24 protein-coding genes are annotated in these 23,225 nt (G+C 65.6%); 17 read left to right on the top strand and 7 right to left on the bottom strand.

The window, feature by feature from the left end; all coding sequences use genetic code 11:
- From VFH65_RS10350 to VFH65_RS10295, 12 genes are all read left to right on the top strand, one after another.
- On the top strand, positions 1-912 hold a 912-nt coding region (locus tag VFH65_RS10350; RefSeq protein ID WP_353321201.1), incomplete at its 5' end, for an acyl-CoA dehydrogenase family protein.
- Between the two features lie 5 nt (positions 913-917).
- A complete protein-coding gene (locus VFH65_RS10345; RefSeq protein WP_353321206.1) occupies positions 918-1,850 on the top strand; it encodes an acyl-CoA dehydrogenase family protein in 933 nt (310 codons plus the stop codon).
- Positions 1,847-3,013 (top strand): acyl-CoA dehydrogenase family protein, encoded by a 1,167-nt coding sequence (locus VFH65_RS10340; RefSeq protein WP_353321199.1) that lies wholly within the window; start codon positions 1,847-1,849, stop codon positions 3,011-3,013. The genes VFH65_RS10345 and VFH65_RS10340 overlap by 4 nt, the downstream gene beginning before the upstream one ends.
- Positions 3,014-4,015: an acyl-CoA dehydrogenase family protein gene (locus VFH65_RS10335; RefSeq protein ID WP_353321197.1), complete on the top strand. Its 1,002-nt coding sequence runs from the start codon at positions 3,014-3,016 to the stop codon at positions 4,013-4,015.
- A 19-nt stretch (positions 4,016-4,034) separates the two neighbouring features.
- Positions 4,035-5,747, top strand: coding sequence for a thiamine pyrophosphate-binding protein (locus tag VFH65_RS10330; protein WP_353321195.1), 1,713 nt, complete (start codon positions 4,035-4,037; stop codon positions 5,745-5,747).
- Between the two features lie 29 nt (positions 5,748-5,776).
- Positions 5,777-7,213, top strand: a complete 1,437-nt coding sequence (locus tag VFH65_RS10325) for an aldehyde dehydrogenase family protein (protein WP_353321194.1) — start codon at positions 5,777-5,779, stop codon at positions 7,211-7,213.
- Positions 7,214-7,236: 23 nt separating this feature from the next.
- The gene (locus tag VFH65_RS10320) at positions 7,237-8,220 is read left to right on the top strand and encodes an MDR family oxidoreductase (RefSeq protein ID WP_353321193.1); all 984 of its coding nucleotides are present in this window, start codon (positions 7,237-7,239) and stop codon (positions 8,218-8,220) included.
- A gap of 12 nt (positions 8,221-8,232) precedes the next feature.
- Positions 8,233-9,429, top strand: a complete 1,197-nt coding sequence (locus VFH65_RS10315) for an FAS1-like dehydratase domain-containing protein (protein ID WP_353321192.1) — start codon at positions 8,233-8,235, stop codon at positions 9,427-9,429.
- A 116-nt stretch (positions 9,430-9,545) separates the two neighbouring features.
- Positions 9,546-11,132, top strand: coding sequence for a class I adenylate-forming enzyme family protein (locus VFH65_RS10310; RefSeq protein ID WP_353321204.1), 1,587 nt, complete (start codon positions 9,546-9,548; stop codon positions 11,130-11,132).
- A 136-nt stretch (positions 11,133-11,268) separates the two neighbouring features.
- On the top strand, positions 11,269-12,165 hold the full coding sequence (locus tag VFH65_RS10305) for an amidohydrolase family protein (RefSeq protein ID WP_353321190.1): 897 nt from the start codon (positions 11,269-11,271) through the stop codon (positions 12,163-12,165).
- A 301-nt stretch (positions 12,166-12,466) separates the two neighbouring features.
- Positions 12,467-13,240: a VOC family protein gene (locus tag VFH65_RS10300; protein ID WP_353321189.1), complete on the top strand. Its 774-nt coding sequence runs from the start codon at positions 12,467-12,469 to the stop codon at positions 13,238-13,240.
- 14 nt (positions 13,241-13,254) lie between these two features.
- Positions 13,255-13,983, top strand: a complete 729-nt coding sequence (locus tag VFH65_RS10295) for a 3-keto-5-aminohexanoate cleavage protein (RefSeq protein WP_353321188.1) — start codon at positions 13,255-13,257, stop codon at positions 13,981-13,983.
- Here the strand turns inward: VFH65_RS10295 and VFH65_RS10290 are convergent.
- Positions 13,973-14,419 carry a cupin domain-containing protein gene (locus tag VFH65_RS10290; protein WP_353321186.1) on the bottom strand — a complete coding sequence of 149 codons (447 nt, stop codon included), beginning with the start codon at positions 14,417-14,419 and terminating at the stop codon, positions 13,973-13,975. The two genes, VFH65_RS10295 and VFH65_RS10290, sit on opposite strands and share 11 nt — an antisense overlap.
- Positions 14,420-14,497: 78 nt before the next feature.
- On the opposite strand from VFH65_RS10290, the gene VFH65_RS10285 reads away from it, so the two are divergent.
- Positions 14,498-14,932, top strand: coding sequence for a hypothetical protein (locus VFH65_RS10285; protein WP_353321184.1), 435 nt, complete (start codon positions 14,498-14,500; stop codon positions 14,930-14,932).
- On the top strand, positions 14,929-15,525 hold the full coding sequence (locus VFH65_RS10280) for a GNAT family N-acetyltransferase (RefSeq protein ID WP_353321183.1): 597 nt from the start codon (positions 14,929-14,931) through the stop codon (positions 15,523-15,525). The genes VFH65_RS10285 and VFH65_RS10280 overlap by 4 nt, the downstream gene beginning before the upstream one ends.
- A gap of 5 nt (positions 15,526-15,530) precedes the next feature.
- Here the strand turns inward: VFH65_RS10280 and VFH65_RS10275 are convergent, their stop codons facing one another.
- Entirely contained in the window at positions 15,531-15,980 is a 450-nt protein-coding gene (locus tag VFH65_RS10275) for an Hsp20/alpha crystallin family protein (protein ID WP_353321182.1), read from the bottom strand.
- 146 nt (positions 15,981-16,126) lie between these two features.
- On the opposite strand from VFH65_RS10275, the gene VFH65_RS10270 reads away from it, so the two are divergent.
- Positions 16,127-16,507 carry an MmcQ/YjbR family DNA-binding protein gene (locus VFH65_RS10270; protein ID WP_353321181.1) on the top strand — a complete coding sequence of 127 codons (381 nt, stop codon included), beginning with the start codon at positions 16,127-16,129 and terminating at the stop codon, positions 16,505-16,507.
- Between the two features lie 264 nt (positions 16,508-16,771).
- On the opposite strand, the gene VFH65_RS10265 is transcribed toward VFH65_RS10270, so the two are convergent.
- From VFH65_RS10265 to VFH65_RS10255, 3 genes are read right to left on the bottom strand one after another with little or no spacing between them, the layout of a single operon-like run.
- Entirely contained in the window at positions 16,772-17,629 is an 858-nt protein-coding gene (locus tag VFH65_RS10265) for a winged helix-turn-helix transcriptional regulator (RefSeq protein ID WP_353321203.1), read from the bottom strand.
- 33 nt (positions 17,630-17,662) lie between these two features.
- Positions 17,663-19,189, bottom strand: a complete 1,527-nt coding sequence (locus VFH65_RS10260; RefSeq protein ID WP_353321179.1) for a carotenoid oxygenase family protein — start codon at positions 19,187-19,189, stop codon at positions 17,663-17,665.
- A 2-nt stretch (positions 19,190-19,191) separates the two neighbouring features.
- On the bottom strand, positions 19,192-20,397 hold the full coding sequence (locus VFH65_RS10255; RefSeq protein ID WP_414688392.1) for an acetyl-CoA acetyltransferase: 1,206 nt from the start codon (positions 20,395-20,397) through the stop codon (positions 19,192-19,194).
- Between the two features lie 212 nt (positions 20,398-20,609).
- Here VFH65_RS10255 and VFH65_RS10250 point away from each other — a divergent pair, with 212 nt between their 5' ends.
- Both VFH65_RS10250 and VFH65_RS10245 read left to right on the top strand, forming a co-directional pair.
- Positions 20,610-21,299: a GAF and ANTAR domain-containing protein gene (locus VFH65_RS10250; protein WP_353321177.1), complete on the top strand. Its 690-nt coding sequence runs from the start codon at positions 20,610-20,612 to the stop codon at positions 21,297-21,299.
- A gap of 97 nt (positions 21,300-21,396) precedes the next feature.
- Positions 21,397-21,993: a sensor domain-containing protein gene (locus tag VFH65_RS10245; protein WP_353321175.1), complete on the top strand. Its 597-nt coding sequence runs from the start codon at positions 21,397-21,399 to the stop codon at positions 21,991-21,993.
- 6 nt (positions 21,994-21,999) lie between these two features.
- Here VFH65_RS10245 and VFH65_RS10240 read toward each other — a convergent pair whose 3' ends face one another.
- Entirely contained in the window at positions 22,000-22,386 is a 387-nt protein-coding gene (locus VFH65_RS10240; protein WP_353321173.1) for a hypothetical protein, read from the bottom strand.
- A gap of 328 nt (positions 22,387-22,714) precedes the next feature.
- Positions 22,715-23,014, bottom strand: a complete 300-nt coding sequence (locus VFH65_RS10235) for a hypothetical protein (RefSeq protein WP_353321171.1) — start codon at positions 23,012-23,014, stop codon at positions 22,715-22,717.
- Between the last annotated feature and the right edge of the window lie 211 nt (positions 23,015-23,225).

Genomic DNA, 23,225 nt, shown 5'->3' with positions numbered 1-23,225 from the left:
TGGGCGCATCACGAACCACGCGGCGCCCAGTACATGGGAGTGAACTGGGTCGGGCCGATCATCATGCGGCATGGCACAGAGGAACAGCAGCGCCGACACCTGCCGCCCATCGCGCGCGGCGAGGTCATCTGGTGCCAGGGGTTCTCCGAACCCGAGGCCGGCTCGGACCTCGCGTCACTGAGAACCACCGCGCGACGCGACGGCGACGGCTGGCGGGTGAGCGGTCAGAAGATCTGGACCTCCTACGCCACCATGGCGCAATGGTGCTTCCTGCTCGCCAGGACTTCGAAAGGTGAGAAGAAGCAGCAGGGTCTGACGATTTTCCTGGTCCCCATGGATGATCCGGCGATACAGGTCCGGCCCATCCGCTGCATGATGGGCCCGCACCACCTCAACGAGGTGTTCTTCGACGAGCTCAAGGTCACCGAGGCCGACGTGCTCGGAACCGTCGACGCCGGTTGGTCGATCGTGCAGGACGTGATGTCTTTCGAGCGCGTCGGAATCGCCCGGTACGCCCGGTGCGAACGGCTACTCGGCGCGGCCCCGGCGGTGCTGAAAGACCGATGGGACGAGCTGCCCGCGGATCTGCGCGGTCGGTGGGTGCGTATGTTGACCCACTGCCGTCGGGCGCGCCTGCTGGCGTACCGGGTGGTCTCGCTGCAGAGCAGCGGCCGAATCCAGCCGGGCGACGCGGCTGCATACCGGATCGCCGTCACCAAGCTGGACCAGGACAGCGCCGAGGTGCTGATGGACATCGCCGCCGAGGTCAGCCACGACGATCCCCACGCGAAATGGTTCCTCGGCGAGGTCGAGGATCACTGGAAGTACTCGCAGGCCTCCACCGTGTCGTCGGGAAGCATCGAGATGCAGCGCATCCTGCTGTCCCGCGCGCTATTGGCGGCCGCCAAATGAGCGAGATGGTTCTCGACCTCAGCGACGACGCGAAAGAGTATGGCCGAGAGGCACTTCGGGCCTTCGAATCTGCAGGCGGCGACCAGTTGGTGCAGCAGGCGGAAGCGAAGCCGGACATCAGGGAAGCCCAGGCCGGGCCGATCCTCGCCGAGCTCGGCGCCTGGGACCTCGATGCGCGTACCGACGCCGACGGGCTGGAGGCCGCCGCGGCGCTGTGCCGCAGTGCGGGCTACTGGGCACTGCCGTATCCGGTGGCAGAGCGCCTGGCCCGGCCGACCGACCTCGACGTCGACGGCCTCATCGTGGTCGCCGACACCAGGCCTTCCGGCGTAGTGGGAGGCCTCGAGACCCGCTGGGCAGCTGTGACATTGGATGGCGCGCGAAGCAACGTGACCCGGCACGGCCCGACGGGTCCGGCGTTCGTCGCGGAGCTGGAACTGTCCGCGATCGACGACCGCGGGGCCACCGATGTCGCTCTCGGGCTCGTGCTGCCGTGCTGGACGCTGCTCGGAATGCTGGACCGAGCGATCGAGTTGACCATCGCACACGTCAGCCTGCGCAAGCAGTTCGGTCAGCCGCTGTCGACGTTCCAGGGCGTGCAGTTCCAGCTCACCGACGCCGAGGTGGAACGCAGCGGTCTGGAGATTCTCGCAAAGTACGCACTGTGGAGCACCGGCAGCGCACGCCCCGAGGCCCTCGATGACGCTCTGGCGCTGAGGATGTCGGCGATCGAGGCGGCTGAGGTCGTGTTCCGGGTATGCCATCAGTTGCACGGGGCCGTCGGGTTCTGCGACGAAACCACGCTGTCGTGGCTGTCGCGCTACAGCCAGCCGCTGCGGCGCTTGCCGCTCGGCTTGTCCGCCACCCGCGACCTTCTGACCCGCCGCGTCGGTCGCCGCGGGCTGACGGGTCTGTACAGCGGTCGCGAGCCGTCATGACCGCCGACCTCGACGAGTTCCGCGCCACCGTGCGGGCCTGGTGCGCCGAGCACATCCCGACGAATTGGCGGGAGACCCAGACCGGCGTCGACGAGCAGGAGTTCGTCCGCTTCCAGAAGGCCTGGTTCGCCGAACTGCACAGCGCCGGGTTCGCCGTTCCGCACTGGCCGCGAGAATGGGGCGGCGGAATGTCGGCGGCCGAACAGGTCGTCCTCTACCAGGAGCTGGCCGCGCACGACGCCCCCCGGCTGGTGTTGGCCTTCGTCGGCATCCACCACGCGGCGTCGACCCTGCTGGTGGCAGGCACCGACGAGCAACGTCGCCGCCATCTGCCTGCGATCCTCGACGGTGGGATCTGGGTTCAGGGCTTCTCCGAACCCGAAGCCGGATCCGACCTCGCAAGCCTGCGCACCACAGCGCGGCGAGAGGGGGACACCTACGTCGTCAACGGGCAGAAGCTCTGGGCCAGTGGCGGCGAGCACGCCGACTGGTGCCTGCTGCTCGCCCGCACCGACCCGGATGCCCCGAAACGCAAAGGCATTTCCTACTTCTTGCTCGACATGGCCACGCCCGGGGTCGAGGTGCGATCGATCCGCAACGCCATCGGCGATTCGCACTTCTGCGAGATCTTCCTCAACGACGTGGCGATTCCAGCGGCCAACCTCGTCGGCGAGGAGAACGCGGGATGGCAAGTCGCACAGGCGACCCTGGGTGCCGAGCGTGGTATGACCATGCTCGAGCTGGCCGAAAGGCTTGGCAACGCCGGCTTCCGCCGGCTGGTTGAGGCCAGCCCGAAGGACGACCCGATCGTGGCTGACCGGTTGACTCAGTTCGACATCGAGATCACCGGACTGCGCGGACTGTGCCGCAAAGTGGTCGAGGATAACGAGAACGGAACCGCGGGCGCCGCAGATGCATCCATCGTGAAGCTGTACTACAGCGAGCTACTGCAGCGGCTCACCGACTTCGGCACCGAGATCGGTGGCCTGGCCGCTCACACGGAACTGTCCAAACCCATGTCGAGCGGATGGGAGTCGGGCTCGTGGGTGCTCGACTTCATCGGATCGTGGGAGTGGACGATCCCTGGCGGGGCCAGCGAAATCCAGCGGACGATCATCGCCGAGCGCGGCCTCGGGCTGCCGCGAGAACCGAGTGCGGTCTAGATGGCACACGAATTCGACGAGTTTCACACCGAACTCAAGTCGGTGGCAGGTGACCTACTCGCCAAGGATCGAACGGTCGAGTGGACCGTGCTCGCCGAAGCGGGCTGGACCGGGCTGGAAGTGCCCGACGAACTCGGCGGGGCCGGCGCGACCTTTGGTGAGGCGGCGATCATCTGCGAGGAGATCGGCCGGGCCGCTAGCGCGACGGGCTACCTCGGCGGCGCCGTGCTCGGTGTCGGTGTCTTGACATCATTGCAGCGCAGCGACTCTCGCGACGAAATGCTCGACGGTGTCGCGGACGGCTCCGTCAGGCCGGCGGTCGTTCTCGAGGGGTTTTCGCTTGACAACGGTCGTCTGACCGGTCACGCGGAGTTCGTGCCGGACGCCGAGGGGGCCGACCGAATCCTCGTGGTTGCAGACGATGCCGTCATCGACGCCGTCGGCGCGACGGTGACGGCTCAGCCGGTGCTTGACGAGACGCGGCGGCTGGCCACCGTGACGGCAAAGGGCCTCGCGGTGAAAGAGTCAGCGGTGTTGCACTTCGCGGGCGATCCACACGCGCAGGTCCGCCGTCTGCGCGAACGGGCGGCGGTCGCCGTTGCGTGCGACAGTCTCGGGCTCAGCGAGGCCATGCTGGCTGCCACGGTCGCCTACGTGAAGGTGCGCCACCAGTTCGGCAGGCCCATCGGTTCCTTCCAGGCGGTCAAGCATGCCTGCGCCGACATGCAGGTGACCATTGCTGTCTCCCGCCAACTCGTCAGTGCCGCAGTAGAAGCGGTCGCGGATGATCGGCCCGAAGCCGGCGTGGCGACCTCGATGGCGAAGTCCTATACCTGCAGCGCCGCCGTCGACATCGCCGGCAAGGCCATGCAATTGCACGGCGGCATCGGATACACGTGGGAAAGCGGCATCCACGTCTACCTCAAACGTGCCGCGCTCAATCGTTCGCTGTTCGGCTCGCCGGCAGCTCACCGCAAAGAACTCGCTCAACGTTATCTATAAGGAAATCAAGGAGTTTCACATGGGAGTACCCGTCTACAAGCGCATTCTCGACCTGTTCGAGGCCGAGGGTGTCAACACGCTGTTCGGTATCCCGGACCCCAACTTCGTGCATATGTTCTCCGAGGCCGACGCCCGCGGCTGGTCGGTGGTGGCGCCCCATCACGAGCTGAGCGCCGGCTTCATGGCTGAGGCGGCCTCGCGGATGACCGGCAAGCCGGGCTTGTGTATCGGCACGCTGGGACCGGGTGTTGCCAACATCGCGGGGGCGATGATGTGCGCATTGGTAGAGAACTCGCCGGTGATCTTCCTCGGTGGCCAGCGAGCGCGCATCACGGAGCGTCGCGTGCGTCGCGGCCGTATCCAATTCGTCCAGCAGGAGGGACTTTTCACCCCCTCGGTCAAGTACAGCAGCTCCATCGAGTACGCCGACCAGACCGATGAGATCGTGCACGAGGCCATTCGCCGGTCGATGTCCGGCACACCCGGTCCGTCCTACATCGAGTTTCCGTCCCACGTGATCCTGGAAGAGCTCAACGTTGGGGAGGCGGCCGCGCCATCACATTACCGCTTGGTCAACCAGGGTGCGGGTGCTCGAGAGGTCGCGGAGGCCGTGAAGCTGATCCGCGAAGCCAAGAGTCCGATTCTGTTGGTGGGCCACGGCGTTCACACGTCACGGACCCAGGCGGAGGTCAAGGAACTCGCCGAGCTGATGGACTGCCCGGTGATCCAGACGTCCGGTGGCACGTCGTTCATCCCGGGACTGCAGGAGCGGACGTTTCCCTACTTGTTCTCCCCGGCCGCCAACCAGGCAGTCGAGGAATCCGACCTGTGCGTCGCGCTGGGTACCGAACTGGGTGAGCCCATGCACTACGGCCGGACCCAGCATTGGGCCGGTAACGATGCGAACCGCAAATGGGTGTACGTCGAGCAGGATCCGACCGCCATTGGCGTGAATCGCACCGTCGACGTGGCGCTGGTCGGCGATCTGCGCGGCGTCGTGCCGCAGCTCGTCGAGGCGCTGCGGGACAGCCCGCGAGCACCGTCGGCCAACCTCGAGGCCCTGGTCAAGGCCGACGCGGCCGAGCTGGCGCGGGTGGCCGAAGAAGCCCCGAGTGGACGCACCCCGGTGCACCCGGCGCGCTACGTGGTCGAGGCGACCAAGGCGTTCGATGAACTCGAGGACGGCATCATGGTTCGCGACGGCGGCGCGACCGTAATCTTCCAGTGGACCTACTCGCAGTCCAAGCCTCGCGACGTCATCTGGAACCAGAACTTCGGCCACCTGGGCACAGGCCTGCCGTACGCAGTCGGTGCCTCGGTCGCCGAGGGCGGCAAGCGGCCGGTCATGCTGCTGACCAGTGACTCGGCGTTCCTGTTCCACATCGCTGAGCTGGAGACCGCGGCACGGCAGAACCTGCCGCTGGTCTGCGTGGTCGGTGTCGACCACCAGTGGGGCCTCGAGGTGGGCGTGTACAAGCGCACTTTCGAGCAGCCGTCCCCTCAGCCGGGCGTGCACTGGAGCAAGGATGTGCGGATGGACAAGATCGCCGAGGGGTTCGGCTGCCACGGTGAGTACGTCGAGAAGGAAGAGGACATCGGCCCGGCGATCGCTCGCGCGTACGCCAGCGGCAAAGTCGGTGTGGTGCATGTGTGCATCGACCCGACGGCAAACTCCGAGGAGATGCCCAAGTACGACCGATTCCGCACCTGGTATGCAGAAGGCACCCAGTAGAAACCCGGATTTAGGGGAGAGTGAAACCCATGCGTGAATATCTGAAGTTCTACATCGACGGCAAGTGGGTCGATCCGATCGAGCCGAAATCCCTCGACGTCGACAACCCCACCACTGAACAGGTTTCCGGCAAGATCGCGCTCGGCGCAGCGGCTGATGTGGACAAGGCGGTCAAGGCCGCCCGCAAGGCGTTCGCCACCTGGTCGCAGACCAGCCGAGAAGAGCGGTTGGACGTGCTGCAGGCGATCCTTGCCGAGTATCAGAAGCGTGCGACCGACCTGGCCGAGGCGGTGACCGAGGAGATGGGCGCGCCCGCCTCGCTCGCCGCGGGTCCTCAGGTCAACCTCGGTCTCGGCCACCTTGCCACAGCGATCGACGTTCTGAAGAACTTCGAGTTCGAGGCGCAGCACGGTGCCACACTGGTGGTCAAGGAACCGGTCGGCGTGTGCGGGCTGATCACCCCGTGGAACTGGCCGATCAACCAGATCGCCGTCAAGGTCTATCCTGCGCTGGCAACCGGCTGCACGGTCGTGCTCAAGCCGTCGGAGGTTGCGCCGTACTCCGCGCAGATCTTCACCGAGATCATCGACGCCGCAGGCGTTCCCGCGGGGGTGTACAACCTCGTCTACGGGGACGGCCCCGGCGTGGGCGTCGCGCTGTCCAGCCATGCCGATGTCGACATGGTGTCCTTCACCGGCTCCACGCGTGCGGGCGTCGAGGTGGCGAAGAATGCGGCCGCGACGGTCAAGCGGGTGACCCAGGAGCTGGGCGGGAAGAGCCCCAACATCGTCCTCGACGACGACGACTTCGCCAAAAGCGTTGTCGCGGGAACGTCGGTGATGATGGTCAACAGCGGCCAGAGCTGCAACGCGCCGTCGCGCATGCTCGTGCCGAATTCGCGGATGGACGAGGCGATCGCCATCGCCCGGGGCACCGTCGAGCAGGTGAAGGTTGGCGACCCGGACGACAAGAAGGCCATCGGACCGGTGGCGTCGAAGGCGCAGTTCGACAAGATCCAGGGCCTACTCCAGAAGGGGATCGACGAGGGCGCGACCGTCGCCATCGGCGGCCCGGGTCGGCCGGACGGGCTGGACACCGGCTACTACGTCAAGCCGACGGTGTTCGGCAACGTCACCAACGACATGACCGTCGCGCGCGAGGAGATCTTCGGCCCCGTGTTGTGCATTCTCGGCTACGACGACCTCGACCAGGCCCTCGAGATCGCCAACGACACCGAATACGGGCTGGCCGGCTATGTCTCGGCGGCCGACCTGGAAAAGGCACGCGCCGTCGCGCGCCGGATCCGGGCGGGCTCCGTGGCGATCAACCACGCCTTCGACATGAACGCACCCTTCGGTGGCTACAAGCGCAGCGGCAACGGTCGCGAATGGGGTCAGTTCGCCTTCGACGAGTACCTCGAGATCAAGAGCGCACTCGGCTACGCGCCCGAACAGGCTACTAACTAACTTTTGAAAGGAATGTGCAGCACGTGTTTTCGGCGATATTGATCGACAAGAACGACACCGGCCAAACGGTCGGTGTGACCAGCCTGGAGGAGGCGCAACTTCCCGAGGGTGACGTCAGCATCGACGTGGAGTATTCGACGCTGAACTTCAAGGACGGCCTCGCGATCACGGGCAAATCGCCGGTAGTGCGGAAGTTCCCGATGGTGCCCGGCATCGACCTCGCGGGCGTCGTCACCGAAAGTTCGCACGCGGATTGGAAGAAGGGCGACCGCGTCGTGCTCAACGGTTGGGGAGTTGGTGAAACCCATTGGGGCGGCTTAGCCCAGCGTGCCCGGCTCAACGGTGACTGGCTGGTGCCGCTGCCCTCGAAATTCTCCGCCAAGCAGGCGATGGCGATTGGTACCGCGGGCTATACGGCAAGCCTCTCCGTGGACGCTCTGCTCGCCAATGGGGTGCGGCCGGATCAGGGCGAGGTCCTGGTCACCGGCGCCACCGGGGGTGTCGGCAGCGTCGCGATCGCGTTGCTGGCCAAGGCCGGGTTCACGGTGGCCGCCGTCACCGGCAAGTCTTCGGAGTCGGAGTACCTCCAACAGCTCGGCGCCAGCACCGTTTTGGACCGCGCCGAGTTTTCCGAAAAGGGCAAGCCCATGCAAAAGGAGCGCTGGGCAGGGGTTGTCGACGCGGTCGGCAGCTACACCCTGGCGAACGCGTGCGCCCAAACGCGTTATCGCGGAACGGTTACCGCCTGCGGTCTCGCCCAGGGAATGGATTTTCCGGCCAGCGTCGCCCCATTCATCCTGCGCGGTGTTTCGCTGCTGGGCATCGACAGCGTGATGGCGCCCAAGCAGCCGCGACTGGCCGCGTGGGAGCGCCTCTCGAACGACCTGGATCCGGCAGTGCTTGATTCGATCGCCGACGAGGTCGGTCTTGCCGACGTGGTCGACGCCGCCGGTCGACTTATGGACGGCAAAGTGCGCGGGCGCATCGTCGTCGACGTCAATCGCTGATCGGAGGAATACGTGGCTACGAAGTCCGTGAAACAGAAGGTCGAACTCGACCTGTCCGACGTCGACCACCGGGTCGGCAAGCCGATCGGTGGCGGGCAGCTATGGGAGCCGTGCAGTGCCTCCGACATTCGGCGGTGGGTGATGGCGATGGACTATCCCAACCCGATCCATTGGGACCACCAGTTCGCCCGCGAATCAAAGTTCGGCGGCATCATCGCGCCACAGTCCATCGCGTCGGCACTGGACTATGGGCACGGCGCCGCACCCGCGTGCGTGGGGCACATTCCGAACAGCCACTTGATCTTCGGCGGCGAGGAGTGGTGGTTCTACGGCTGCCCGGTGCGGCCGGGGGACCAATTGTTCCAGGAACGCCGTTTCCACGACTACAAGGTCACGGAGACGAAATTCGCCGGGCCGACGATGTTTTCGCGAGGGGACACCGTCCACACCAATCAGCACGGCGCCCTGGTGGCGCGCGAGCGTTCGACCGCCATCCGCTATCTGTACGAAGAAGCCACGAAACGCGGCATGTTCGAAAACCAGCTCGGGGACATCAAGCGCTGGACGCAACCCGAGCTGGAAGAAGTCGACAGGGTGCGCCGCGAGTGGCTGGAATCCAATCGCATGGGTGTCTCGCCGCGTTTCGACGAAGTCAAGGTCGGAGACACGTTGCCGCGCCGGGTGATCGGTCCACACACCATCGCCAGCTTCACCACCGAGTACCGGGCTTTCCTGTTCAATATCTGGGGCACGTTCGGGTGGGTCGCGCCCCCGGGCATCGAGGATCCGTGGGTGTACCAGGATCCAGGTTGGGGCAAGGACTTCGCCTTCGACGAGGAGGACGCGAAGATCGATCCACGCAAGCGTGACGGGCTGTATGTTGGGCCGTCCCGCGGCCACATCGATGCGGACCGGGCAAGTGAAGTGGGCATGGCACGTGCATACGGCTACGGCGCGACGATGGGTGCGTGGTGCACCGACTACCTCGCCTACTGGGCCGGCTACGACGGTTTGGTGCGCCACACCAAGGCCGACTTCCGCGGACCCGCCTTCGAGGGCGACGTCACGTACTTCGACGCCGAAATCATCGACAAGCAGACAGAGTCCACCTGGGGTGTGCCGCTCGTTCAGGTCAAGCTGCGCCTCGCGAACCAGGACGGCACCGTGCTGGTGAGCTGCACGGCCGAGGTCGAGCTTCCGTTGGTATAGCTGTGGTCGCTGATACGGTTTCCGAAGCTGGGCAATCGCTTTCCATAGTTTCCGGACCGCCGCTTGCGGACGAGCCGGGGCTCGGGGCGCTTACACTGCCGGGGTTCTTGCGCGAAGTGACGGCGATGTATGGCGAGCGCGATGCGCTCGTCTTTCCCGCCGCTGATGGCGTGACGCGCTGGACCTATGCGGAGCTGTGGGACAGAGCGGTCGATGTAGCGCGGGCGCTTCGCGCATGCGGCGTTGGCAAGGGTGGCCGCGTCGGCGTGATGATGACGAACCGACCGGAGTGGATCGCGGCGGTGTTCGGCATCTCGATCGCCGGTGGTGTGGCCGCCACGATCAGCACGTTCTCGACGGGCCCTGAACTCGAATATCTGCTGCAGTCCTCGGGCGTCTCGGTGTTGCTGTTCGAGCGTGCGGTGTTGCAAAAGGACTTCGCGGGCATTCTCGCGGAACTTGAACCCCAGATCGCCGATTCGCCCCGCGGCGAGCTGCAGTCGACGAAGTTCCCATACCTGCGTCTCCTCGCCATGATCGGTGAACCTGCGCCGGGCATCGACACCTGGGATGAGTTCCTCGCGCGCGGTGGCGGCGAGCCACGCGAGATGGTCGAGGCGACGGCCGCGGCGGTGCAACCCAGCGATGCCGCAGTCCTGTTCTTCTCCTCGGGCTCCACGGCCAAGCCGAAAGGAATCCTGAGCGCGCACCGAGGCGTCAGCATCCAGATGTGGCGGTTCCGGCGCTTGTATCAATTCGGACCGGAGGACGATGTGCGCTGCTGGTCGGCGAACGGCTTCTTCTGGTCCGGCAATTTCGCCATGTCACTCGGTTCGACGCTCGCTGCGGGCGGCGCACTGGTGCTGCAACCGACCTTCGTCGCCGACGAGGCGCTCGCGCTCATGGCCGCGGAGCGAGTGAACTTCCCATTCGCCTGGCCGCACCAATGGGCGCAGCTCGAGGCCGCACCTAACTGGGGTGAGGTGGACCTGAGCAGCATGCGGTTCGTCGATTTCAAGACCCCCGTCGCGCGCCACCCGACGGTGTCGACTAAATGGTTCGAACCGGGCCACGCCTACGGCAACACCGAAACCTTCACGATCACCACGAATTACCCGGCTAACACCCCGCCGGAAGTTCACGCCGAGAGCAGCGGGGTACCGCTGCCGGGTGTCACCCTCAAGATCGTCGATCCCCTCACCGGAGCCATCGTCGACCGAGGCGAGCGCGGGGAGATCTGTGTGAAGGGCCCGACACTCATGCTGGGCTACATCGGCACGCCGCTTGACGAGACGCTCGACGCAGAAGGCTTCCTTTGCACAGGTGACAGCGGATACGTCGACTCCGAGGGTCGCCTGTACTGGGAGGGCAGGCTCACCGACGTCATCAAGACGGGCGGCGCCAATGTCTCGCCGCGTGAAGTCGACGACGCGCTGGTCGAGCATGCGGGCGTCAAGGTGACCCAAACCGTAGGTGTTCCACACGAGAGTTTGGGTGAAGTCGTCGTCTCGTGCGTTGTGCCGCACGACGGTGCGACGCTCGAAGTAGAGGACATCCGGGCCTTTCTGGCTCAGCGTTTGGCGAGTTACAAGGTGCCACGTCACGTGCTCTTCTTTCGCGATGAAGAGATCGCGCTCACCGGCACCGCGAAGATCAAGGCTGGCGAACTTCGGCAGCTCGCTGGCAAGCGACTGCACGGGTAGTGGAAACGGGCGCGAGCGGAGCGAATTCGGCTTGCACACTTGCGAGATCGACGGGTCGAACCTGGTGACAGTTCCTTGGAGCAGACGCGTTCGCGGATTCGCCAAGGCCCGCCGATGCCGTAACTAGACTGCGGGGGTGCCACGCGAGAAGTACGAGTACGGAATCGATTTCGACGCCGTCGCGGCCATCGACATCCATACCCACGTGGAGGTCGACGGCCACGGCCGCAAGGCCTACGACGATGAGCTGGTCGACGCCGTTGGCCAGTACTTCAAGATGGGTCCCGGCGCGTTGTCGAGTGTTGACGCGCTGGCCGACGAGTACCGCCGGCACAACACCGCCGCCGTCGTCTTCACCATCGACGCTCGCACGGGAATGCGGCATGTGCCGAACTCAATCGAGGACCTTGTCGCGGGCGCGGTGCGCAACAACGACGTGCTGATCCCGTTCGGCAGCGTCGACCCGTGGCACGAGCGTCGCGCCGTGCATCGCGTCCACGAATTGGTCCGCGACTACGGCGTCAAGGGCTTCAAGTTCCATCCCAGCATGCAGGCCTTCGAACCGAACGACCGCCGGTTCTACCCGATCTACGAGGCGATCGTCGAGGCGAAGGTGCCTGCGCTGTTTCACACCGGGCAGACCGGCATGGGCGCAGGGCTGCCTGGCGGCCACCGCATCAAACTGCGCTACTCCGACCCGATGCTGCTCGACGACGTGGCCGCCGACTTCCCTGAGTTGACGATCGTGATGGCCCATCCCGCGGTGCCGTGGGTGGACGCGCAGATCGCAATCGCCACGCACAAGGCCAACGTCTACATCGACCTGTCCGGATGGAGCCCGAAGTATTTCCCGCCGCAACTGGTCCGTGCCCTCAGTCGCCAGCTGCGCACGAAGGTGCTGTTCGGCACGGACTACCCGTACATCCGGATGGACCGCTGGCGCAGCGACTTCGCCGCGCTCGACATCGACCCCGCCGTGGTGCCGCTGATCTTCAAGGACAACGCCCTGCGCGTGCTGGGGGTTACGTCTTAACCGCGAGCAGCTGCCGGGGGAGCTGACGCTTCGCCGTGGAAGATGAAAATTTGTGCCGAGCGCGCAGTTAGGTACGCGACACGCCGGATTTCGCGTACAAGACTGCGCGCTCGACGAATGGGGCCCGCTCGGCGCGAACGCCGACTAGGGCTTTTATCCCATTTTCGAGAGAGACGCAGAATCGCATGAAACCGCGTCGGGTAACGCGATTCTCTGTCTGCTCGCGGGGAGAGGCGATGAGTTTTCGCGACGGCCGTGGTCGATATCCGTGACCGACACACACCACACGAAGGAGGCCGTCGTGCCTGTCCGCAACAGCGCGCCGCTGGGCGCCCCATGCTGGATCGACCTGTCGACGTCGGACGTCGACCGCGCCAAGCAGTTCTACGGCTCAGTGTTCGGCTGGAGTTTCGAGGACGCGGGACCCGAGTACGGCGGCTACGTCAACGCGTCCAAGGACGGCCCAGCGGTGGCCGGACTGATCTACAACGACCCGCAGTGGAACAGCCCGGACGGGTGGAGCATCTATCTGCACACCGCCGACGTCAAGGCCACGTTCGACGCGGCGATCGCCGCAGGCGCCACCAGCTGGGTCGAGCCGATGGAAGTCAAGGACAAGGGCTTTATGGCGGTGCTTACCGATCCCACGGGAGCGCACTTCGGGCTGTGGCAGCCGACCGGGCACAGTGGCTTCGAGGTGGTCAGGGAGGCCGGCGCGCCGGTCTATTTCCAGCTGACCACCCGCGAGTACGGCAAGGCGCTGGACTTCTACCGCGAGGTGTTCGGCTGGCAGACCGAAACGGTCGCCGATACCGACGAATTCCGGTACAGCACAGTGAGTTTCGACGGTGACGCGTTGCTCGGCGTGATGGACGGCACGTCGGATCTCCCCGAAGGCGTGCCATCGAGCTGGTTCTTCTTCCTCGGGGCCGACGACGTCGACAAGACGGTGCAGCTGGTCGTCGAGAACGGCGGCAGCGTGATCCGCGGCGCCGAGGACACCCCGTACGGCCGGCTGGCGGCGGTTGCCGATCCCACGGGTGCGGGCTTCAACCTGTCCTCACCCGATGCCTGACGCAAGATAGGGGCATGCCCAGCAGCCCCAAGAACTACATCAAGGCCTGTATCAACGGCGCCCGTACCCCTGACCAGCACCCGGGCCTGCCGATCACGCCCCAGCAGCTGGCTGAGGAGGCGGTGGCCGCGCACCAGGCCGGGGCCAAGGCGGTGCACATGCACCCGAAGACCGCCGACGGCGTCGACTCCCTTCTCCCTGAGGTGGTCGACGCCGCGGTGTCGGCGGTCCGTCAAGCGGCGCCGGGCCTGCCGCTGGGGGTGACGACCGGGTACTGGGCGCTACCGGACGCCGACGCCCGGCTGCGCGCCGTCGACGCGTGGAGCGTGCTGCCCGACTTTGCGTCGGTCAACTGGCATGAACCCGGCTCGGAAGAACTGGCCAGGCTGTTGTTGAGCAAGGGCCTTGGCGTCGAGGTCGGCATCTTCCATGCCGAGGCGGCCGAATCCTGGGCGGCATCGGAGCTCGCGCAGCACTGCATGCGGGTGATGATCGAACTTCAGGGCGACGGGGATATCGCTACCGCGGACGATCTGCTCAGCCAGGTGATGGCGGCCGGTTCGCCTGCGCCGGTACTGCTGCACGGCCTGGACGAAAGTTGTTGGCTGCTGCTGGAACACGCCGGGGTGCGCGGCGTGCAGACCCGCATCGGGATGGAGGACACCCTGCGGTTACCCGACGGCTCGACAACACCGGACAATGCGGCATTGGTGTCAGCGGCGGTGCACCTGCTCAGTCGGTAGGCGGGGCCAGCGCGAAGTCGGCGAAGTCGAAGCCCGGGATCACCACACAGCTCACCAGGCTTGGTGCGTCGTCGTGCGGGCGTGCCCGCTGCCAATGTCCGGCAGGCACGACGAACTGGGGAGACTCGCCGGCGTTGATCTCGGCGCCGATCAGATGCGTTGTGGCACCGGCCTGTTCGGGGCCGACCTCGAGCAGCAGCGGGCTTCCCCGGTGATAGAGCCACAACTCTGTGCTGCGCACCGTGTGCCACGCCGACTGCTGACCGGGCATGAGCAGGAACAGGATTGCCGTTCCTGCGGTGCGGGGACCGGTGTAGTCCGGCGGCAGCGCAGATTGGGGCACCGTCAACTCGCTACGCCAGGTTTCCCGGAACCAGCCGCCCTCGGGGTGAGGGGACAGGTCGAGCCGACGTGCCCAGTCCGGAAGATCGCTCATCGCAATAGCCCCTTTTCGGTGTCGGACACTCCACAGTAGAGACCCGACCCGCCACGCGGCACCGGATAGTCTCGACACATGGCTCGCCTGCGCCCCGGTTGGCTGGTAGCGCTGTGCGCGGTTGTGTTGGCGGTCAGTGCATGGCTGCCCTGGCTGACCACCAGGGCCGACGGTGGCGGCCGGGCCAATGCGATCGGCGGCGTCGTGGGGAGGGTGCAAGCGCCGCCACCGGGATTCGGGGTCGGACAGCTCATCGTCCTGCTGGCAGCGACGTTGATCGTCGCCGGGGCGATGGCCGCGCGCGGCCTGTCGGCCCGCGTGGCATCGTCGGCAGCACTGGCTATTTCGGTGCTGCTGCTGGTGCTGACCGTGTGGTACTACCGGCTCTACGTGTACGACGCGGTCTCCGCGGGTTACGGGCTGTATCTCGGCGCCGTGGCGGCCATCTCTGCTGTGCTGCTGTCGGTGTGGGCGATGGTGGCCGCCTGGGCCGCGGCCACGCGGGTGTCATGAACGGGTTCGTCGAACCGGTCAACCTGGCCGGAGAGCAGTGGGTCAGGCTGGAACCGCTTACCCGCGAACATATTCCGGAGATCACCGCGGCCGCCGACGATGGCGAGCTGGGCCGGTTGTGGTTCACCGCGGCACCGGCTCCCGATGCGGTGGAAAAGTGGGTCGAGGCGCGGTTGACCTCGCAGACGCCCGAGAGCGGACTGACCTTCGTGGTTCGCGCTCTGGACGGCGCACTCGTCGGCTCGTCGAGCTACATGAACGTCGACGCACCAAACCGTCGGCTGGAGATCGGTAACACCTGGTATGTCGCCTCTGCGCGGCGCAGCGGGGTCAACAGTGAGACGAAGCTGCTGATGCTCGGCCATGCGTTCGACGAGTTAGGTTGCGTCGCAGTCGAATTCCGGACGCACTTCTTCAACTTCACCAGTAGGGCCGCCATCGAGAGGCTGGGCGCCAAGCTCGACGGGATACTGCGCAGCCAACAGCTGCTGGCGGACGGGTCACGCCGCGATACCGTCGTCTACTCGATCCTCGACATCGAATGGCCAGCCGTGCGGTCCAACCTGCGCTACCGGTTGGACCGCAACGGCTAGGCGGCCTATTCGGAATCGACGGTCGTGGTTTCGATGGATCTCTGGCTGCCACCATGGGCAATCTCGACCTTGCGCGGCTTGGCGCGTTCGGCCAGCGGGATGGTCACGGTGAGCACACCGTTCTCATACGTCGCGGAGATGGCCGATGCGTCGATGCCCTCGCCGAGCGATAGCTGCCTGCGGTAGCTGCCGAAGAATCTCTCGTTGGCCAGCCACTGCACGGCGTCCTCGGAGCGGGCGGTGCGATGCGCCGCGATGGTCAGCGTGCCGTTGTCGACGTTGACGTCCACCGATCCGGGGTCGACACCGGGCAGGTCGGCCGTCAGGACGTAGTGGTCGTCGATCTTGCACAGATCCATCGGCATGAACCGGGGAGTGCGATTTGATCCGGCCTGGCCGGTCAGCAGGCCCCGGGTCAAGGCGTCAAGGTCACTGAAGGGATCAAAGCGAAGCACAGCAATTCACCTCCTATGCCACTCAAGAGCCCGCCACCCTGGCGGGCAGCTAAATCACTGTGCAGCTGCGATGTTAGCACTCTCCCTATGAGAGTGCCAGCAATTTTTGCGACCGTTTTGCGGCCGTCGAGTGCGACGATGGCGGCATGCCACCTGCGACGGAAGGCCTGCTCGCCGAGATGCGACGGCTGTGCCTGGCGCTGCCAGAAGTCAGCGAGGGGCTGACCCACGGCGGGGAGACATGGTTCGTGCGCCGACGGTCATTCGCCAAGTTCGTCGACCCCGACAAGCATCGCCTCGACGAGCGGCATGTGGCGTTCTGGGCGGCAGCTCCACCCGGCGCCCGCAACGAACTCGTCGCCGAAGATCCGCAACGCTTCTTCATCCCACGCTTTGGTGGATACGACTGGGTCGGGGTGCGGCTCGATCTGCGGGCTGACGGACCCGACTGGCAAGAGGTAGCCGAGATTCTCACGGATGCCTATCGCCAGGTTGCGCCGAAGTTCCTCATCGCCCGGCTCGACTAGCGTCCTGATTAAGTCCGTGGGGCGCCAGGTCCGCTAGCGGTGACTCTTACTGGTGCTGACCGCAAAATCGGGACTTCTCGAGCGCGACTGTGCGAACTCATACGCGGACCCGGCGTGTCGCGTATGAAACCGCACAGTCGGATGCGACCACACAGCTATCGCCGAGATCGACACCAGGGCTGTGGATTAGCCGGCACGACGACCCAGTCGCAGCCCTGATGTCGAAATGGACGATAACTATCGGCAGCGACAGAGTCGGCATTTCTAGACGGCGGTGACCTGTGCTCCGGTCAGCGGCTCCGCGCATTGATCGCAGGCCAGCACCGCGGTGAACCGCCGGCCGCAGGCCGTGTGCGTGAGGATCACGGCGGGACCCTGTGGCTCCCGGTACCACCGCTGCGCCCATTGCAGTGCGGATACCAGCACCGGGTACAGGGCCCGGCCCTTTTCGGTGAGCCGGTACCGGTTGCCGGCGAGCGTCATCACACCGTTGGCGGTGAAGATCGCCAGCCGGTCGGCGACAGAACCCGGCGGCGCGCCGAGCTGCGTCTGAAACTCGGTGAACCGGGTCATGCCGACGAACCCTGCGACCAGCAACGCAAATCCCCACCGATTGCCCATGACACTCATGGTCTGTGGAAACAGGCCTGCCGCGCCGCCGATCTGATCGGCTTCCGAACGGCGCCGAGTGGTGGCCACGGGCATGGAGCGAGACCACGAGCCGCTCGGACCCCACTGCGCCACAACGTCTTTCTCGCTTGCGACCTCACCACAGGAGCGGCAGGTGAGCAGCGGAGCGAAGTCGCCGCCACATGCGACGTGCCGCATGCCGGGCAGCCTCTCGGCGTGGTCGGGCACCCAGTGGCGCTCCCATTCCCAGATGCACAGCAGCACCGGCCACAGCGACCGACTGCGTGGCGTGGTCAGGTATTCGGCGCGCGGTGGATTCGTCTGGTAGGTCCGACGCTCCAGCAGCCCTTCGCGGGTCAGCCCTTGCAGGCGGCTAGTGAGCACCGAGTTCGAGATCGGCAGCCGTGCCATGAATGCGGCGTATCGCGTCGCTCCCAACAGTGCCTGCTGCACGACCAGTAACGTCCACTCGTCGCCAAGCAGGCCGAGCATTCGACCGACGGCGTTGGGACCCGATCGCGTCACCTACAGCCCGATCGCCCCGGCCGCAGAGTCGGCGTCACGCCACCGTCGCAGCTGCGATCCAGGCGCCCAGGTCGAGTGCGTTCCACTGGAGATCCGTTCTGGCAGAACCAATTTGCACACCGGTCCGTCGGCGACTCTAGCAGCATCGAACACCAGGCAGTACGAGGCGTCGACCGTCATATCCGTGGTGAGCGTGATCAGATAGCCGTCGTCCTCCGCCGTGCTGCCGAGTCGCGGCGCCATTGCCGTCTCGCTGCCATACACTCCGTCGTCAAACGCGAATCGCTGCTCGGAACCCGTCGCCAGATCGTGTTTGACCAGCCCGTCGAACAGGAACCAGGACGGCTTGCCCGTCGCCGCGTAGGTGTAGCGGTACGGCCTTCCGGCGTAACCGGTGTTGATCATGCCGAACTCCGTAATACTTTCCGACAGTTGCTCTTCGGAGGTCGTGCCGGTCACCAGGTTGAACCGCCACCGATGCAGCCTGGTCTGCAGCCGGTCGAGCGCCAGAAATCGGAACGCCTTCTGCCACCGGTCACCGCCGAGCGAGTCGACAGGGGAGGGTTGGCCTTCGAAGAAGCCGTCGAGAACGATCTCATCGCCGTCTTCGTAGGCGTTGGTGAAGTGCAGCACGAACGTCGGGTCTGCCTCGAACCACCGGATCTCGTCGGTTCCTCCGCGGCGGGGAATGACGGCGAACCGTGATGGCATGTCGGGATGGAATCCGGGGAGGTGCACGTCAGCCTTCAGCAGCTTGGGATCCCAGAACATCGGAAAGTCGTTGAGGATCACGTAGTTCTCGGTGAATGCCATGTCGTGAGGCAGCCGCGGGCCGGGCAGCGGCACGTCGATGTAGTGCACGAGGTCGTCGTTCCCGTCGACGACGCCATAGTGCATGTACGGTGCCTGCTTGCTGTAGTTGAAGAACAGCAACTCGCCGGTCTTTTCGTCGACCTTAGGGTGCGCAGACACGCCCCAGTCGAACGGGAACGCGCCGCCCCAGTCCGTCTTGCCCAGCGTGTCGCCGGAATACGGGTCCACCCGATACAGGTCGCCACATTGATAGAAGCTTGTCAGCGCGACGCCGCGATGCACGATCACGTCGGTGCTCGACGCGTCCTTCATCAGACCCCGGGCGCCCCAGCCCTTGTCGCGCTTGGCGATCTGCACCGGTTCGGCCAGCCCCGGCCACAGCGGACCACCGGCCTCGTTTTCGGCGAGGAATCCTTCGGTGCGGATAAACCTGTTGCGGTAGAACGCTTTTCCGTCCCGAAATCCGACGACGTGGACCATGCCGTCGCCGTCGAACGGGTGATAGAACTTCAACGCCGGATGCAGCGGGTTCTCGGTGTTGCGCAGATAGACGCCGTCGAGGTCGTGCGGAATCTCGCCCTCGACGACGGTCAGGTCGTCGGCGTCCCACTCTGTGGTCTGCGGACGCCACGGCCCGGTGCGGTACGGGTGATCGTCATCGATCGGCAGTGTGGACAGATACTTGGCGACAACGTCTGGGTTTGTCGGGGCCATGGTCACGTCCCGCTCACGACGAAGCTGACCGTGGTGGCGGTGCTGCCGCCGAAGTTGAGCGTGCCGAACGTCTTTGCGCCGTCGACCTGATAGTCACCGGCGCGGCCACTGACTTGCTTGGCCGCGTCGACGAGCATCCGCACACCCGACGCGCCGACGGGATGGCCGCCGCCGATCAGGCCGCCGCTGGGATTGATCGGCAGCCTGCCGCCGATCTCGATCTCGCCGTTCTCGATGGCTTTCCACGACTCGCCGGGCCCGGCGAGGCCGATGTGGTCGATGGCGAGGTACTCGCTCGGGGTGAAGCAGTCGTGAACCTCGAAGCCGTCGAGGTCGTCGAGCGTGACACGGGCCCGCTCGAACGCGTCGAGCACCGCCCGACGGACGTGCGGCAGCACGTATGGATCGCCGGCAGCGTGGTCGAGCTTCTGCTGAAGGCCGAGCCCGACGGTGCGATGGCCCCAGCCGTCGATCCGGCCGATCGGCCGGGCTTCGGGGTGGTCGCGCAGATACGCGTCGCTGACCAGGACGAGGCCCGCTCCGCCGTCGGTCATCTGGCTGCAGTCGAAGCGCCGCAGCCGGCCCTCGATCGGCGGGTTGGCTTCGTCGGCGCCAAGCGGGTCGGGCACCGTCCAATCCCGGGTCTGCGCATTGGGATTGGCGCGCGCATTGGAGAGGTTCAGCCGCGCGATCGCGCGCAGGTGAGCCTCGTCGATGCCGTAGCGCCTGTCGTATTCGTCGGCGACCTTGTCGAACATGTAGGGCCACATGAACTTCGCCTCGGCGCCTTCGTGGCCGGCCCATGCGGCGGCCCCGAGGTGGTGTGCAGCGATGTCACCCGGCACCGTCTTCTCCAGTTCAACGCCGACGATCAACGCTGCGCGGTAGGCACCGGATCGCAGATCGGCGATCGCCGCCAGTGTCGCGACGCCGCCCGACGCGCACGCGGCCTCATGCCGGGACGCGGGCGTGTTCCAGAGCCCGGCGTTGACGGTGGCGGGCATCGCACCGAGGTGGGCCTGGCGGGCGAACATCTCACCGAACGCGTTGGCGACGTGGACGACGCCGATATCCGAGGCGTCGATGCTGGCCGCCGCCAGCGTCGCTTCCACCACCTCGGCGGTCAGATCGGCGAAGTCGTGGCCTTCCCGGGTCAGGTTGCGGGCGAAGTCGCTCTGGTAGCCGCCCAGAATCCAGACGTGGTCCATGTCCAGGGACGTTACTGCAACTAAGAGAGTGACTCGGTGCCTTGTCAAAAGAAGGCGGCCCCGCCGGCTCGAGGTCTGAACCGACGAGACCTGGTAAGTGCGCCGGTCGACCACCGCACCCACCTGCCGTGGGGCATTGCCTGAAGTGCAGGAGGACAAACGCAAACGGAGTATCCCGTGTGCGGCGCGGCGCCAACGGGAACACTCGGGGCATGACGTCGCAGCGGAAAGACGACCTCGCTGAGCGGATGGCCGAGCTGGCGCGAGCTGTCGCGGGGCCCCGAAGTGTGAAAGACGTGCTGTTCGACGTGACCTCGACCGCCAAGGAGCTCATTCCCGGAACCGACACCGCGGGCGTGCTGCTGATCACCAAGGGTGGGAAGTACGAATCGCTGGCGGGCACCGACGATCTGCCCTACCAGCTGGACGAATTGCAGATGAAGTACAGCGAAGGTCCGTGCGTCCAGGCCGCCGTCGATGAGCTGATTGTGCGCACCGACGATTTCCGCGAAGAAAGGCGCTGGCCGCGGTACACAGCGGCGGCGGTCGAAATCGGTGTCTTGAGCGGGCTGTCGTTCAAGCTCTACACCAGCGACCGGACCGCAGGCGCGCTCAACCTGTTTGCGTTCAAACCCAACGCCTTCGATGCGGAAGCGGAGACCATCGGCGCGGTGCTGGCCGCCCACGCGGCCGCGGCGATCCTGTCCAGCCGTCACGGCGAGCAGCTGGAGTCGGCGCTGTCCACCCGGGACCGTATTGGCCAGGCGAAGGGCATCATCATGGAGCGCTACGGTGTCGACGACGTGCGCGCGTTCGACATGCTGCGCCGGCTGTCGCAGGACGGCAACACGCGATTGATCGATATCGCGCAGCGGGTCATCGACACCCGGGCCAATGATTAACCAATCGCCAGCAGTCGCGGTACTGGTGGCCGCTGCCGTCTTGACTGGTTGCGCCCAGACCGTATCCGGGAAGCCGGTCGCGGCCCAGAACGCTGGAATGCCGCCGCCGACAGTCGCGGCCAGCGCCCTTGACGGGTTGTTGCTCGATCCAGCCGAGATAAATTCGGCGATGGGCGCCACAGAGATGACGGTGTCCGAGACGTCAAAGCAGATGTGGGACAGCAGCGGTGAGATCTCCGACCGTGCGTGCGTCCCGGTCTACGGTGCGGCCGAGTACGACGTCTACACGGGCACGGGTTTCTCCGCGGTGCGCTACATGAGCTTGCAGGAGCCAGGGGACGATCCGCCGCACTTCGCCGAGCAGGCCGTCGTCGCTTTCCCGGACGGCGATGACGCCGCGAAGTTCTTCGCGGACTCCGAGGAGAACTGGGCTGGTTGCGCCGACCGTCGATACACGCTCAGGCTGCCCGACTACGACGTCGACACGCTGTGGACGGTCGGGCAGGTGTCGACCACCGACGGCATACTCACGGCCTCGATGCTCATGGAGGACGGCGACGGCTGGGGCTGTCACCGGGCGATGACAGTGGGCAGCAACGTCGTGATCGACGTGACGATATGCGGCTACAACGAAGCCGATGAAGCGGCGGTGACCATCGCGCGCGACATCGCAGGCAAGCTGCCCAAGGGCTGAGGATCCCTACACGTTGAGGGCGATCGCCCAACCGATCGGGATCATCGCGAAGTACGCAGCCATGCCGACTGGGATGCCGATCAGCGGCGTCCATCGGCGACGCTCGGCTACGGCCGCGCCTGCGACGGCTGCGACGGAGCCGACGACCAGGCACATCCAAGGGATCCAGACGAGCACATTCTGACCGGCCGCCGAGAGCGTGCACACCGCTTCGGTGCTGTCCTCATAACACCCGTCGGTGGCCATGCCGAGGGGCAGCATCAGCACGATGCTTGCTCCAAAACCCAGCATTCCCAACGTGGCGAGCAGTCCGGCGAACCATGCCCAGTGCTTCTCATACCGCCGATCGGCATCGGTATTGGCGTCCAAGGTGTAGTCACCTGTCAGTGTCAATTGGTTCGCAGAGCAGCCCGGCAATATGCCACCGCTCGCGTTTGAGGTTAGCTCGGTCATTCGATCGGCTGACAGTTCCTTGGCCGCATCGACGGTTCATGCTCGGTGCCCCGATCGCCTCCAAGAATCTTCCAAGACACCTGACGCAATGTGTGGCCATCGGTAGCGATCAGCTGGCTCGCTACTTCACCGCAATAGCAACGCGTCTTTCGAAAGGACACACTATGAGTCGAACTGTTGTCGCCGCGGTTGCGACCGCTGCCCTTATTTCTGGTGGCTTGACTGCAGCAGCTGTGGGGCTGGCCGCAGGTACGGCGCAGGCCGCCCCCTACTGTTCACCGTCGAACGCGAACGTCGCACCGTGCGCGCCGCCCGAGGGTCTGCCGGCCTGCAATGCCTTCGGCGACTGCGGCCAGCTGTGGTGCCCCGGTTCAGGGATGGACGCAGTACCCGGCTGGGACCTGAATGTCTGCCATACCTTCCATTTCGACCCGAACGCTCCGTTGACCGAACCGATCATGATCTCGGGCAACCCTCCGGGGCCGCCGGCGCCTCCGCCGCCGCCGTGCATCCCGTTCATCAACTGCTTGCCGGGGTTGACGCATCCGTTGCCTTGACCGATCGCCACTGTTGAGTGACGTACAACGGGTCGACCAAGCACCGACAAGAGAGGAGTAGGGCAGTCGCCCGGAACTGTCGCTGACCTGCGCAAATGAGTGCCCCTGTTCAACGTCGGTTGATGGTTGACGTTTCTGTGTCGGTTGATCCTTGACACTCTGTGTTGTGTTCTAGGCCTGTTCGCTGGTGCGGAAGGCCCGTTTGTTTCGTACCTCACCGTT

Source organism: Mycobacterium sp., from assembly GCF_035697385.1.
Classification (GTDB): Bacteria; Actinomycetota; Actinomycetes; order Mycobacteriales; family Mycobacteriaceae; genus Mycobacterium.
Note: the sequence above shows the minus strand (reverse complement) of the source record. Positions and strands in the feature narration are given on the sequence as shown.

Bases quoted from the DNA above. Each gene is read 5' to 3' on its own strand.
- VFH65_RS10345 (WP_353321206.1), top strand. From the start codon at position 918: ATGGTTCTCGACCTCAGCGACGACGCGAAAGAGTATGGCCGAGAGGCA.
- VFH65_RS10340 (WP_353321199.1), top strand. From the start codon at position 1,847: ATGACCGCCGACCTCGACGAGTTCCGCGCCACCGTGCGGGCCTGGTGC.
- VFH65_RS10335 (WP_353321197.1), top strand. From the start codon at position 3,014: ATGGCACACGAATTCGACGAGTTTCACACCGAACTCAAGTCGGTGGCA.
- VFH65_RS10330 (WP_353321195.1), top strand. From the start codon at position 4,035: ATGGGAGTACCCGTCTACAAGCGCATTCTCGACCTGTTCGAGGCCGAG.
- VFH65_RS10325 (WP_353321194.1), top strand. From the start codon at position 5,777: ATGCGTGAATATCTGAAGTTCTACATCGACGGCAAGTGGGTCGATCCG.
- VFH65_RS10295 (WP_353321188.1), top strand. From the start codon at position 13,255: ATGCCCAGCAGCCCCAAGAACTACATCAAGGCCTGTATCAACGGCGCC.
- VFH65_RS10290 (WP_353321186.1), bottom strand. From the start codon at position 14,419: ATGAGCGATCTTCCGGACTGGGCACGTCGGCTCGACCTGTCCCCTCAC.
- VFH65_RS10285 (WP_353321184.1), top strand. From the start codon at position 14,498: ATGGCTCGCCTGCGCCCCGGTTGGCTGGTAGCGCTGTGCGCGGTTGTG.
- VFH65_RS10280 (WP_353321183.1), top strand. From the start codon at position 14,929: ATGAACGGGTTCGTCGAACCGGTCAACCTGGCCGGAGAGCAGTGGGTC.
- VFH65_RS10270 (WP_353321181.1), top strand. From the start codon at position 16,127: ATGCCACCTGCGACGGAAGGCCTGCTCGCCGAGATGCGACGGCTGTGC.
- VFH65_RS10265 (WP_353321203.1), bottom strand. From the start codon at position 17,629: ATGCTCGGCCTGCTTGGCGACGAGTGGACGTTACTGGTCGTGCAGCAG.
- VFH65_RS10260 (WP_353321179.1), bottom strand. From the start codon at position 19,189: ATGGCCCCGACAAACCCAGACGTTGTCGCCAAGTATCTGTCCACACTG.
- VFH65_RS10255 (WP_414688392.1), bottom strand. From the start codon at position 20,397: ATGGACCACGTCTGGATTCTGGGCGGCTACCAGAGCGACTTCGCCCGC.
- VFH65_RS10250 (WP_353321177.1), top strand. From the start codon at position 20,610: ATGACGTCGCAGCGGAAAGACGACCTCGCTGAGCGGATGGCCGAGCTG.
- VFH65_RS10245 (WP_353321175.1), top strand. From the start codon at position 21,397: ATGCCGCCGCCGACAGTCGCGGCCAGCGCCCTTGACGGGTTGTTGCTC.